We start from the raw sequence: 11,847 nt of genomic DNA on the forward strand, positions 1-11,847 counted from the left end.
CTTGCCCGCGATACAGGCGACTCGGTTCTATCTGTCAGATCACGTTGATGCCATCGCGGGCAAGCCTTGCTCCCACAGATAAATCCCCTTGCCACAGGGTTTTGTGAGGAAAAATAGATACGTAAACGCGACACAAGAACGTCGCGCATCGGATAGTTTGCCCCTTTACAGTGCGTTTTATCGCCAGATTCGTTAGGCTAGCAGCCATTTTTGCGACCGCTGCCTACAAGGAAGCGCCGCGCTAAACGGGTCGATCCCATACGGATCGGCAGCATTTCCCTCTACCCATAAGGGAAATCCCTCTCTAAATTCCGATTCAGTAGTGTGGTTTCCTTAATGAAAGTGTTGAAAGGCCAGGATATCCTGGCGCTTGGTTTCATGACATTTGCCCTGTTCGTCGGGGCTGGCAACATCATCTTCCCGCCTATCGTCGGTTTGCAGTCCGGGCCTCATGTCTGGATGGCTGCGCTGGGCTTCTTGATCACGGCGGTCGGGCTGCCGGTCATTACGGTCGTGGCACTGGCCAAGGTGGGTGGTGCGATGGACGCCTTGAGTAGCCCCATCGGCAAGATCGCCGGCGGCTTGCTGGCGGCGGTGTGCTACTTGGCCGTCGGCCCGTTGTTCGCCACGCCGCGTACCGCCACCGTTTCGTTCGAAGTTGGTCTGGCGCCGTTGACTGGCGAAAGCCCGCTGGCACTGTTCCTCTATAGCGCCGTGTATTTCCTGCTGGTGTTTTTCATCTCGCTCTACCCGGGTCGCCTGCTGGACACCGTCGGACGTTTCCTTGCCCCCCTGAAGATCATCGCCCTGGCCGTGCTCGGCATCGCCGCGTTTGCCTTGCCGGCCGGCGATATCGGCGTGGCGACCCCCGAATACGTGGCGGCACCGTTCTCCCAAGGTTTCATCAATGGCTACCTGACCATGGATACCCTGGGCGCCTTGGTGTTCGGCATCGTCATCGTCAACGCGATCCGTTCCCGGGGCGTCGAATCGCCGGCCTTGATCACCCGCTACGCGATCATCGCCGGGCTGATTGCCGGGGTGGGCCTGGCGCTGGTCTACGTCAGCTTGTTCCGCCTGGGTTCGGGCAGCCACGAAGTGGCCACGGGCGCGACCAACGGCGCCGCGGTGTTGCATGCCTACGTGCAACACACCTTCGGCAGCCTGGGCAGCGGTTTCCTGGCGGTACTGATCTCCCTCGCATGCCTGGTGACCGCGGTCGGCCTGACCTGCGCCTGCGCCGAGTACTTCAGTCGCGTCCTGCCGCTGTCCTACAAGACTCTGGTCGTGATCCTGGCAGCCTTTTCGCTGCTGGTGTCCAACCTGGGCCTGACCAAGCTGATCGCGTTCTCGATTCCGGTCCTCACCGCGATCTACCCGCCGTGCATCGCCCTGGTGGCCCTGAGCTTTTGCAAGGACTTCTGGCACGAGCAGGGTCGCATCGTTGGTCCGGTGATGCTGGTGTCGTTCCTGTTTGGCCTGATCGATGCGCTCAAGGGCGCCGGGCTGGCGGACTGGATGCCGACGCAACTGGCCCACTTGCCGCTGAGCGAACAAGGCCTGGCCTGGTTGGTGCCTTCGGTGATGACCTTGGCCGTCGCGGTGGTGTGTGATCGCCTGCTGGGCAAGCGCAGCGAAGCGTTGGCCTGATCGGCTTCAAGCAGCTTCACCGATAAAACCGAAATGCCCCGTATCAATCGATACGGGGCATTTTTCTTGAGTGCGGTGTCTTTTTTCGTGGGCTAACGTCGAAGCAGTGTCTTGAAAGGCTTGCACAAAACCTTGTGGGAGCGGGCTTGCTCGCGAATGCGGTGTTTCAGCTACAAATGTGCGGTCTGATACACCGCATTCGCGAGCAAGCCCGCTCCCACAGGGTCCATTGCAAGTTGCCACAGATTAGTTTCGTCACAGGAAATCGAATGTCATTCATCCAAGCCAACCTGATCCATCTGCTTGCCGCCGCCTGGTTCATCATCTGCTGGGCGGGCTACACCCGTTACGCCACCTGGAAGGCCCGCGATACCGCCTGCCTGGCCAGTGTCATGCACCTGTACCGCGAAGATTGGATGCGGCGCATGCTGTTGCGCGAGAACCGCATCGCCGATGCCAGCGTGATCGGCAACCTGGAGCGCAACGCTTCATTCTTCGCCTCCAGCACGCTGATTATTCTGGCCGGCATCCTGACGGTACTTGGGGCGTCTGATCGGGCCGTATCGTTGCTGGCGGACATCCCCATGGTGCAGCAGGCTTCCCAGGGCATGGCGGAGGTCAAGTTGCTGTGCCTGGCGCTGGTGTTTGTCTACGCGTTTTTCACCTTCAGTTGGTGCATGCGCCAATACAACTTCGCGGCGGTGCTGATTGGCTCGGCGCCGATGATCGGTGAGCGGCATGTCTCGGAACAGGAGCGCAAGGCCTTTGCACTCAGGGCGGCGCGGGTGATCTCCATGGCGGCCAACCAGTTCAACTTCGGCCTGCGTGCCTATTATTTCGGCATGACCATGTTGGCGTGGTTCGTCAGCCCCTGGTTATTCATGCTGATGAGTGCGGGTGTGGTGTTTGTCTTGTATCAGCGCGAGTTTCACTCCGACGTGCTGGACGTCATGGTCTATACCCCGACGGAAGCGCCAGCGCCTGAAGTGGGTAAAGAGGCCGCCTGATCGATCAGCTAAATCCCAGGCAAAAGAAAACCCGCACCAGGCGGGTTTCTTTTTGTCACTAAAACCGTATCAGTTGGTTTTAGGCGCGGTAGCAGGTGCTTCTTCCTTCGCAGCGGCTGCGTTCGATTCGGCCTGAGCTTTGGCAGCTTCGGCGTTTTCTTTCGCCGCGTCGTTCACTTTATCCTGTGCTTTGTTCATGTCTTGCTGAGCTTGCTCAGCGTGTTGGTTGGCATCTTGAGCTTTGTCCTCGGATTTTTTATCGCAGGCAGCGAGACCGAGGGAGGCGGCCAACATCAAGGCAATAGCAAAAGTCTTACGCATGGGGTGTTTCTCCTTATGGAAATAACTACTGGCCTTTTGAGCTACCCCCCTCAGGTTAAGTTCCTCTTTTGCTACAGATATATAACTTTGCACGGTCGCGGAACTTTAGCGAACGTGCTGTTGCCAGGCCTCTAAACGAACAAGGGCATTGATGGACATGGCTGAAGATCCCATTTTTGAGCGTGCCACGCGCTTTTTATCCGCCTTGCGGCATTGCCAGGTGCTGGGCTTGAAGTTGCACAGCGCCAGTCGTGACGGGCTAACGCTCATCCTGCCGTTCAGCCCGCAAATCGTCGGCAACCCCCTGACGGGCATCATCCACGGTGGCGCGTTGACCTCGTTGATGGACAGCGCGTGCGGCATGTCGACCTTGTGTGTGCTGCCGCAATTCGAGGTCTGTCCGACCCTCGACCTGCGCATCGACTACATGCACGCCGCCGAGCCCCACAAGGACGTCTACGGCTTTGCTCAATGCTATCGGGTGACCCCGGACGTGATCTTCACCCGGGGTTTCGCCTATCAGGACGACCCCGAGCAACCCATTGCCCATGTGGTGGGCACGTTCATGCGCCTGGGCCAGCATGCCAAGGGGATGGGCAAGGCCAGCCCGATGACCGCCGTGGGCCAACCATGACCGATACCACCCAGGAACAACTGCGTCGCGCCTGCGAGCAGGGCGACTACGCGCTGCTGCTCGCCTCGATCCCCTATGCCCAACTCATCGGCGTCGAATGCGCGCGCCAGGGCGATGACTTGGTGTTTCGCCTGCCAGCCAACAAGGACAATATTGGTAACCCTTTACTGCCGGCCATCCATGGCGGGGTCATTGCCGGCTTCATGGAGCTGTCGGCCGCCGTTCACCTGTTGATCGCCACCGGCACGCCGGGGGTGCCAAAGATCATCGACTTTTCCCTGGATTACCTGCGCACCGGGCAGTTTCGCGACACCTATGCCAAATGCCAGGTCTGGCGCCAGGGGAGGCGGGTGGCCAACGTTGCGATCACCGCCTGGCAAGACGTCGAGGCCGAACCCATCGCCACCGCCCGGGCGCATTTCAAGATCCAGGAGCCATCAAAACCGGATCGCCCTTGAAATCATCAGCGTTGCCCCCACCTTGAGGACATCCCGCCGCCAATCTCAGCGAGGCGGACACCACCATCCACTTGGAGTTTGATGACCATGAGCGTGGAAACTCAAAAGGAAACCCTGGGCTTCCAGACCGAGGTGAAGCAACTGCTGCACCTGATGATTCACTCGCTGTATTCGAATAAGGAAATTTTCCTTCGCGAGCTGATTTCGAACGCCTCTGACGCTGTCGACAAATTACGTTTCGAAGCCCTTTCCAAGCCTGAACTGCTGGAAGGCGGCGCTGAGCTGAAAATCCGTGTGAGCTTCGACAAGGACGCGAAAACCGTCACCCTTGAAGACAACGGCATCGGCATGAGCCGCGAAGAGGTGATCACGCACCTGGGCACCATCGCCAAGTCTGGCACGGCCGACTTCATGAAGAACCTGTCGGGCGATCAGAAGAAAGATTCCCACCTGATCGGTCAGTTCGGCGTCGGTTTCTATTCGGCGTTCATCGTGGCCGACCAGGTCGAAGTGTTCAGCCGCCGTGCCGGCCTCGCTGCGAGCGAAGGCGTGCACTGGTCGTCCAAGGGCGAGGGCGAGTTCGAAGTCGCCACCGTCGACAAGGCTGATCGCGGTACCCGCATCGTGCTGCACCTCAAGTCCGGCGAAGACGAGTTCGCCGATGGCTGGCGTCTGCGCAACATCATCAAGAAGTACTCCGACCATATCGCGCTGCCCATCGAGCTGCCGAAGGAAGTCACCGCTGCTGAAGGCGAAGAGAAGCCTGAAGTGGAATGGGAAACCGTCAACCGCGCCAGTGCCCTGTGGACCCGTCCGCGCACCGAAGTGAAAGACGAGGAATACCAGGAGTTCTACAAGCACATCGCCCACGACTACGAGAACCCGCTGAGCTGGAGCCATAACAAGGTCGAAGGCAAGCTGGAATACAACTCGCTGCTGTACGTGCCGGCCCGTGCGCCGTTCGACCTGTACCAGCGCGAAGCGCCACGTGGCCTGAAGCTGTACGTGCAGCGTGTGTTCGTGATGGACCAGGCCGAATCGTTCCTGCCGCTGTACCTGCGCTTTATCAAGGGTGTAGTGGATTCCAACGATTTGTCGCTGAACGTTTCGCGGGAAATCCTGCAGAAAGATCCGATCATCGACTCCATGAAGTCGGCGCTGACCAAGCGTGTATTGGACATGCTGGAAAAACTGGCGAAGAACGAGCCCGAACAGTACAAGAGCTTCTGGAAGAACTTCGGCCAGGTGATGAAAGAAGGCCCGGCCGAGGACTTCGCCAACAAAGAGAAAATCGCCGGCCTGCTGCGCTTTGCGTCGACCCAGGGTGACGATGGCGAGCAGATCGTTGGCCTGGCCGATTACCTGGCCCGCGCCAAGGAAGGCCAGGACAAGATCTACTACCTGACCGGTGAAACTTATGCACAGGTCAAGAACAGCCCGCACCTGGAAGTTTTCCGCAAGAAAGGCATCGAAGTGCTGCTGCTGACCGACCGCATCGACGAGTGGCTGATGAGCTACCTCAACGAGTTCGATGGCAAGAGCTTTGTCGATGTGGCCCGTGGCGACCTGGATCTCGGCAACCTGGATTCGGAAGAAGACAAGAAAGCCGCCGAAGAGGTCGCCAAGAGCAAGGAAGGCTTGGTCGAGCGGATCAAGACAGCCCTGGGCGACGCCGTCAGTGAAGTGCGTGTCTCGCACCGCCTGACCGACTCCCCGGCGATCCTGGCTATCGGTGAGCAGGACCTGGGTCTGCAGATGCGCCAGATCCTCGAAGCCAGCGGCCAGAAAGTCCCGGACTCCAAGCCGATCTTCGAATTCAACCCGGCCCACCCGCTGGTGGAAAAACTCGACAACGAGCAGAGCGAAGAGCGTTTCGGCGATCTGTCGCACATCCTGTTCGACCAGGCGGCCCTGGCGGCCGGCGACAGCTTGAAGGATCCGGCGGCGTATGTGCGTCGCCTGAACAAGCTGTTGGTTGAACTGTCAGCTTAATCTGACGCAGGAAAGTCCCTTGTGGGAGCGAGCTTGCTCGCGATGACGGTCGATCAGTCAACTCATCGTTGAGGGTTGGACCGAATCGCGAGCAAGCTCGCTCCCACGGTTGCATTTCAGGCATTTACCAAGAGGAGTCCGTCATGAGTCAGGTTACGGTTCGTTCGCTGGTCTATCAGATCGATGGTCAAAGTTATGAAGGCCGCCTGGCCTACGACATCAACCAACAGGGCCCGCGCCCGGGTTTGTTGATGGCGCCGAACTGGATGGGCGTAGGGGCGGGTGCCGAGGAGATCGCCAAGTCGGTGGCAGCCAACGGTTATGTGGTGTTGATTGCTGACCTGTATGGGCAGGCGGTGCGCCCGAGCAACGCCGATGAAGCGGGGGCAGCGATGATGCCCCTCAAAAACGACCGAGCCTTGTTGCGCAAGCGCATGCAGGCGGCGTTCGAACAACTGCAGAGCCAGGGTGAAGCAAAGGTCGATGCGTCGAACCTCGCCACGTTCGGTTTCTGCTTCGGTGGCTGCTGCGCCCTGGAATTGGCCCGTACCGGCGCACCGCTGAAGGCTGCGATCTCATTCCATGGCACCCTGGATACACCGAACCCGGCCGATGCGCAGAACATCAAGGGCGCGGTGTTGGTGATGCACGGTGCCTCCGACCCGCTGGTGCCGAAAGAGCAGCTACCGGCCTTCGAGGATGAAATGAACGCCGCCGGGGTGGATTGGCAACTGCTGAGCTATGGCGGTGCGGTGCACTCGTTTACCGATCCGCAGGCCAATGTGCCGGGCAAGATGATGTACGACGCCAAGGTCGCCGGTCGGGCGTTCCGGTCGATGCATAACTTGTTGGGTGAGGTGTTCAAGGACTGAGATAGGGGCTGGATCTCTGTTGTTTGATACACAGCCATCGCGAGCAAGCTCGCTCCCACATTTGACCGAGGTGTTCACAGCATTTGTGAATGACATCGATCCAGTGTGGGAGCGAGCTTGCTCGCGATGACTGCCTGACAGACAACCCTGAATCTAGGGCAGCTCGATCCGCTCGCTTTCCCCCGGCACAGTCGGCCAGTCCCCAGCGGCCCAGCGCCGGCGGGCTTCATCGATCCGGGCCGGGTCGCTGGCGACGAAATTCCAGTTGATCCGTCGCGGTCCATCCAGCGGCGCACCGCCGAACAGCACGGCGTGGCAGTCACTGTCGGCACACAGCGTCATCTCTTGCCCAGTCGGCAATATCACCAGGGAATGGGCTTCTACCGGCTCGCCATCCAATAGTGCCTCGCCGCTCAGCACGTACAGGGCCCGTTCTTCATGCTCAGTGGGGATCAACAACGTCGTCGCGGTCTGCAGGTGCAGTTCGGGATACAGCGTAGGCGAGAGCACCGGCACCGGCGATTCCAGGCAAAAGCCTGACCCGGCGATCATGCGGATGCTGACCCCCAGGTTCTCGCTGACCGGCAGGCTGTGTGCCGGGTGATGACTGTAGTGCCCCGGGCCTTGTTCGTGGGACTTGGGCGAGGCCAGCCAGACTTGCAACCCGTGCATGACGAAAGCGTTGCCCAGCAATGATTCTGGAGTGCGCTCGACGTGGGCGATGGCGCTGCCGGCGGTCATCCAACTGACCTCCCCGGCGTCCACTACCTGATCGGAACCCAGGCTGTCCTTGTGTTGGAGTTTGCCTTCGAACAGATAGGTGAGGGTGGACAGGCCGATATGCGGGTGTTGGCGGATGTTCATGCCTTTGCCGGCGGGGTAGGTGGTTTGCAGCATGTGATCGAAAAACACGAAAGGCCCGACGCTGCGGCATTTGGCGGACGGCAGCGGGCGAAGAATCGGCTGGCCTTCTACGTCTTCGGCGCGGGGGCGAACGGTCAGGGGAGTGGTCATGTTGTCTTCCAGGTTGAACAACGGTCGCACGAAGCATAACCCGCCGCCGGCAGAGGCGGCAGATGCGCCTTGAACCCGAGCGGGACGGCGGGGGTCTATGTTGCTTATAGCTTCTGGAGACTGCCCGTGCCTTTGACCCGTTTGATCTTCGCCTGGCTGCTGGTTGTTTCGAGTAGCAGCGCCGTGGCCCGCGAATATGCCTACAGCGATGCGCACCTGCATTACGTCGATTTCTTTCAGGAAACCGCCGGCATGCCCAAGCTGCTCCAGGCGATGGCGGACAATCGCATCGAACATGTGATGATTTCCGGTGTGCCGGTGGCCAAGAAATGGCATGAGGACGAGCCCAAGCGTCCACGTTATTACGCCGGTGACGACGCGGATGCCTACTGGTACAGCGCCACCGATGTGATTGTTGCGGCGGCAGTGAGCAAGCTGACCGAGGAGCAACGCCAGCACTTTCATCCGTTCCTGTCGGGCTTCAATCCCAACGACAAGAACTCCGCCGCCCACATCCAGCGCATGCTCGATCTCTACCCGGGCTTGTGGCAAGGCATCGGCGAGGTCTTCACCCGCCATGACGACCTGACAGCGCTGACCTCGGGCGATACCCCGCGGGCCAACAACGAAGCCATGACCCGGATCTATCACTTGGCGGCCGAGAACGACCTGCCGGTGATGCTGCATTCCAACATCACCTCCAAGCGTGAGAGAAATCCGCTGTACCTGGCTGAAATCGAGGAGCCGCTGCGCAATCACCCGCACACGCGCTTCATCTGGGCTCATGCCGGCACCAGTATGGAAATCCATCGCCACCAGACCCGTTTGGATTTTCTGCTGCCGACCCTGAGCCGCATGCTCGAGGCCTACCCCAATCTGTACATAGACCTGTCCTGGAGCGTGCTCACGCCGTACTTGCTGGACAAGGCGGGCAAGCCCCGGGACGAGTGGGTAAAGCTGGTGGAACGCTTTCCTGAGCGTTTCATGGTGGGGTCGGATGTCGTCGGGCGTTTCAATCAGTTGGGCAAGGAACTGCGCAGTTTCGATCCGTTCCTCGATGCCTTGCCAGAAGACGTGGCGAGGAAAGTGGCGCGGGATAACTTCCTTTCGGTGTTGTGTGGGAGCAAGGCTTGCCCGCGATGAAGGTCATGCGGTCTTGAAGTCTGAAGTGCCGGCATCGCGAGCAAGCTTTGCTCCCACAGACCAACATCGCTTTGTCATCAGCCTGTCACGCCCGCGTCATACCCTCGCGCTCATCTCAATCAAGGAGCGCACTATGCACCTCACCCGTTCAAGCGCACTGGTCGCGCTGTTGTTGACCTGCGGCCTGGCACAGGCCGAAGTCCGTGTCGAAGGCCCGGTGGAATATGGCGTCTTCGAAGGGCCGCAAGCGGAGCTGCAATCGGGAGAGCGGGTCCTGCGGCGCAGCAACGAGCAGATTCGCCAGACCGAGAGCGTGCCGGCGAAGCTGGGCACCAAGTTCGGCATGCGCTATCAGTTGGCCGGCAAGGTCGCAGACGACCAGCCGTTGACCCTGTTGTACTTCACCCCTGGTATCCGCACCCCCGATGGCGTGCGCCACGACAAGTTCGAGGTCATCCAGAAACTGGTGCCCGGCGCGCCTCAGGATGTCATGGCCTACGAATTCACCGAAAGCCACGAAGTGGTGCCGGGGGAGTGGCGGTTCATGGTGTTCCAGGGTGATCGGTTGCTGACGCAGCAGCGGTTTGTCGTGCGCTGAATTGGAGTCAACTGTGGGAGCGAGCTTGTGTGGGAGCGAGCTTGCTCGCGATAGCGGTGGATCAGCCAACTTCAATACTGACTGACCCGGCGCCATCGCGAGCAAGCTCGCTCCCACAAGGGCGTTTTCCACAGAAACTTTGTGGTGTAAGCAGGCAAAAAAAACGCCCCGAACCAGTCGGGGCGTTTTTGTGTGTGGCGTTAGCGGCGGGGCTTACTTGCCCTGCCAGCGCTTCAATACCAAGGTGGCGTTGGTGCCACCGAAGCCGAAGCTGTTGCTCATCACGGTATTGATGGTGGCGTCTTCGCGAGTCTTGGTCAGGATGGGCAGGTCGGCCACTTCCGGATCCAGTTCGTCGATGTTGGCCGAACCGGCCATGAAGTTGCCTTCCATCATCAGCATGCAGTAGATCGCTTCGTGAACGCCGGCGGCGCCCAGGGAGTGACCCGACAGGCTCTTGGTGGAGCTGATGGCCGGGGCCTTGTCGCCGAACACTTCGCGCACACCCTTCATTTCCGCGACGTCGCCGACCGGGGTCGAGGTGCCGTGGGTGTTCAGGTAGTCGATCGGTGCGTCGACGGTGGACATGGCCATCTGCATGCAACGTACGGCGCCTTCACCGCTTGGTGCGACCATGTCGTAGCCGTCGGAAGTGGCGCCGTAGCCGACGATTTCCGCGTAGATCTTCGCGCCACGGGCCAAGGCGTGTTCCAGCTCCTCGACCACGACCATGCCGCCGCCGCCGGCGATGACGAAACCGTCACGGTCGGCATCGTAGGCACGGGAAGCTTTTTCCGGGGTGTCGTTGCGCTTGCTGGACAGCGCGCCCATGGCGTCGAACAGGAACGACTGGCTCCAATGTTCTTCTTCACCGCCACCGGCGAACACGATGTCCTGCTTGCCCATCTGGATCTGTTCCATGGCGGTACCGATGCAATGGGCACTGGTGGCGCAAGCGGAAGCGATGGAGTAGTTCAGGCCCTTGATCTTGAACGGCGTGGCCAGGCAGGCGGAAACGGTGCTGCTCATGGTCCGCGTGACGCGGTATGGGCCAACGCGCTTGACGCCTTTTTCGCGCAGGATGTCCAGCGCTTCCATCTGATTCAAGGTGGAGGCGCCGCCCGAGCCGGCGATCAGGCCGGTGCGCGGGTTGGACACTTGCTCTTCGGTCAGGCCGGAGTCAGTGATGGCGTCCTTCATGGCCAGGTAGGCGTAGGCCGCCGCATGGCCGACGAAACGGTAGATCTTGCGATCGATCAGCTCTTCGAGGGGAAGGTCAATGGAGCCGGAAACCTGGCTACGCAGACCCATTTCGGCATATTCCGGGTTGAACCGGATGCCAGGGCGACTTGCACGCAGGTTAGCGGAGACGGTCTCTTTGTCATTGCCCAGGCACGAAACGATGCCCAGACCAGTGATAACGACGCGGCGCATGCGGATAACCCTTAGAAGTTGTCAGTGGAGGTGAAAACGCCGACCCGGAGGCCTTCGGCGGTGTAGATCTCGCGACCATCCACGGCTACCGAACCATCGGCAATGGCCATGTTCAGCTTGCCCTTGAGGACGCGTTTGATATGAATGTTATAGGTGATTTTCTTGGCGGTCGGGAGGACCTGACCAAAGAACTTCACTTCGCCCGAACCCAGGGCGCGACCGCGACCCGGCAGGCCTTGCCAGCCGAGGAAGAAACCGACCAGTTGCCACATGGCGTCCAGGCCCAGGCAGCCCGGCATCACCGGGTCACCTTCGAAGTGGCAGGCGAAGAACCACAGGTCCGGAGTGATATCCAGCTCGGCGACCAATTCACCTTTGCCGTACTTGCCACCCTCTTCGCTGATATGGGTGATGCGATCCACCATCAGCATGTTCGGGGCGGGCAGTTGCGCGTTACCTGGGCCGAACAGCTCACCGCGACTGCAGCGCAGCAGATCTTCCCGGGTAAAGGCGTTTTGTTTGGTCATGCGAGCTCCTCAATAGTCCCATGCGGCAGGGTGGGGCAAATCTTCCCGGCCGATCGAAGCGTTCATGCCTCGAATCGACAGCCTACTCATAGACTATTGCGTTGTAGTGAAAGTCACAGCACACGGGAAATGAATGTACACCTGTGCACTGAAATTTTTATTCAAGCCCCAATCGAGGCTTGTTCGGGTGCCTAAGA

12 protein-coding genes are annotated in these 11,847 nt (G+C 59.9%); 8 read left to right on the forward strand and 4 right to left on the reverse strand.

Annotation, left to right across the window (positions count from 1 at the left end; translation table 11 throughout):
* Positions 1–336 precede the first annotated feature (336 nt).
* Entirely contained in the window at positions 337–1,650 is a 1,314-nt protein-coding gene (brnQ, locus tag AC3A5O_RS27215) for a branched-chain amino acid transport system II carrier protein (RefSeq protein ID WP_122565954.1), read from the forward strand.
* 269 nt (positions 1,651–1,919) lie between these two features.
* Entirely contained in the window at positions 1,920–2,657 is a 738-nt protein-coding gene (locus tag AC3A5O_RS27220; RefSeq protein ID WP_305467923.1) for a DUF599 domain-containing protein, read from the forward strand.
* A 69-nt stretch (positions 2,658–2,726) separates the two neighbouring features.
* Here the strand turns inward: AC3A5O_RS27220 and AC3A5O_RS27225 are convergent, their stop codons facing one another.
* Positions 2,727–2,978 carry a hypothetical protein gene (locus tag AC3A5O_RS27225; protein WP_122565952.1) on the reverse strand — a complete coding sequence of 84 codons (252 nt, stop codon included), beginning with the start codon at positions 2,976–2,978 and terminating at the stop codon, positions 2,727–2,729.
* Positions 2,979–3,135: 157 nt separating this feature from the next.
* Here AC3A5O_RS27225 and AC3A5O_RS27230 point away from each other — a divergent pair, with 157 nt between their 5' ends.
* From AC3A5O_RS27230 to AC3A5O_RS27245, 4 genes are all read left to right on the forward strand, one after another.
* Positions 3,136–3,612, forward strand: coding sequence for a PaaI family thioesterase (locus tag AC3A5O_RS27230; protein WP_122565987.1), 477 nt, complete (start codon positions 3,136–3,138; stop codon positions 3,610–3,612).
* Entirely contained in the window at positions 3,609–4,070 is a 462-nt protein-coding gene (locus AC3A5O_RS27235) for a PaaI family thioesterase (protein ID WP_122565951.1), read from the forward strand. The genes AC3A5O_RS27230 and AC3A5O_RS27235 overlap by 4 nt, the downstream gene beginning before the upstream one ends.
* 87 nt (positions 4,071–4,157) lie before the next feature.
* Positions 4,158–6,062, forward strand: a complete 1,905-nt coding sequence (htpG, locus tag AC3A5O_RS27240; RefSeq protein ID WP_060743152.1) for a molecular chaperone HtpG — start codon at positions 4,158–4,160, stop codon at positions 6,060–6,062.
* A 143-nt stretch (positions 6,063–6,205) separates the two neighbouring features.
* Positions 6,206–6,934, forward strand: a complete 729-nt coding sequence (locus AC3A5O_RS27245; protein ID WP_122565950.1) for a dienelactone hydrolase family protein — start codon at positions 6,206–6,208, stop codon at positions 6,932–6,934.
* A 153-nt stretch (positions 6,935–7,087) separates the two neighbouring features.
* Here AC3A5O_RS27245 and AC3A5O_RS27250 read toward each other — a convergent pair whose 3' ends face one another.
* Positions 7,088–7,948, reverse strand: a complete 861-nt coding sequence (locus tag AC3A5O_RS27250; RefSeq protein WP_487753954.1) for a pirin family protein — start codon at positions 7,946–7,948, stop codon at positions 7,088–7,090.
* Between the two features lie 126 nt (positions 7,949–8,074).
* Between AC3A5O_RS27250 and AC3A5O_RS27255 the strand changes: the two genes are divergently transcribed.
* The gene (locus AC3A5O_RS27255) at positions 8,075–9,091 is read left to right on the forward strand and encodes an amidohydrolase family protein (RefSeq protein ID WP_122565948.1); all 1,017 of its coding nucleotides are present in this window, start codon (positions 8,075–8,077) and stop codon (positions 9,089–9,091) included.
* 133 nt (positions 9,092–9,224) lie between these two features.
* Positions 9,225–9,689 (forward strand): DUF3859 domain-containing protein, encoded by a 465-nt coding sequence (locus AC3A5O_RS27260; protein ID WP_018610122.1) that lies wholly within the window; start codon positions 9,225–9,227, stop codon positions 9,687–9,689.
* Between the two features lie 213 nt (positions 9,690–9,902).
* Here the strand turns inward: AC3A5O_RS27260 and fabB are convergent, their stop codons facing one another.
* Positions 9,903–11,123 carry a beta-ketoacyl-ACP synthase I gene (gene fabB, locus AC3A5O_RS27265; RefSeq protein ID WP_122565947.1) on the reverse strand — a complete coding sequence of 407 codons (1,221 nt, stop codon included), beginning with the start codon at positions 11,121–11,123 and terminating at the stop codon, positions 9,903–9,905.
* 11 nt (positions 11,124–11,134) lie between these two features.
* Entirely contained in the window at positions 11,135–11,650 is a 516-nt protein-coding gene (gene fabA, locus AC3A5O_RS27270; RefSeq protein WP_003204400.1) for a 3-hydroxyacyl-[acyl-carrier-protein] dehydratase FabA, read from the reverse strand.
* Between the last annotated feature and the right edge of the window lie 197 nt (positions 11,651–11,847).

This window comes from Pseudomonas sp. Soil_N_39, from assembly GCF_057655955.1.

What these genes read in the sequence shown, in the direction of transcription:
- AC3A5O_RS27235 (WP_122565951.1), top strand. Translation starts at nt 3,609, where the DNA reads ATGACCGATACCACCCAGGAACAACTGCGTCGCGCCTGCGAGCAGGGC.
- AC3A5O_RS27230 (WP_122565987.1), top strand. Translation starts at nt 3,136, where the DNA reads ATGGCTGAAGATCCCATTTTTGAGCGTGCCACGCGCTTTTTATCCGCC.
- AC3A5O_RS27250 (WP_487753954.1), bottom strand. Translation starts at nt 7,948, where the DNA reads ATGACCACTCCCCTGACCGTTCGCCCCCGCGCCGAAGACGTAGAAGGC.
- htpG (WP_060743152.1), top strand. Translation starts at nt 4,158, where the DNA reads ATGAGCGTGGAAACTCAAAAGGAAACCCTGGGCTTCCAGACCGAGGTG.
- AC3A5O_RS27220 (WP_305467923.1), top strand. Translation starts at nt 1,920, where the DNA reads ATGTCATTCATCCAAGCCAACCTGATCCATCTGCTTGCCGCCGCCTGG.
- brnQ (WP_122565954.1), top strand. Translation starts at nt 337, where the DNA reads ATGAAAGTGTTGAAAGGCCAGGATATCCTGGCGCTTGGTTTCATGACA.
- AC3A5O_RS27225 (WP_122565952.1), bottom strand. Translation starts at nt 2,978, where the DNA reads ATGCGTAAGACTTTTGCTATTGCCTTGATGTTGGCCGCCTCCCTCGGT.
- AC3A5O_RS27245 (WP_122565950.1), top strand. Translation starts at nt 6,206, where the DNA reads ATGAGTCAGGTTACGGTTCGTTCGCTGGTCTATCAGATCGATGGTCAA.
- fabA (WP_003204400.1), bottom strand. Translation starts at nt 11,650, where the DNA reads ATGACCAAACAAAACGCCTTTACCCGGGAAGATCTGCTGCGCTGCAGT.
- fabB (WP_122565947.1), bottom strand. Translation starts at nt 11,123, where the DNA reads ATGCGCCGCGTCGTTATCACTGGTCTGGGCATCGTTTCGTGCCTGGGC.
- AC3A5O_RS27260 (WP_018610122.1), top strand. Translation starts at nt 9,225, where the DNA reads ATGCACCTCACCCGTTCAAGCGCACTGGTCGCGCTGTTGTTGACCTGC.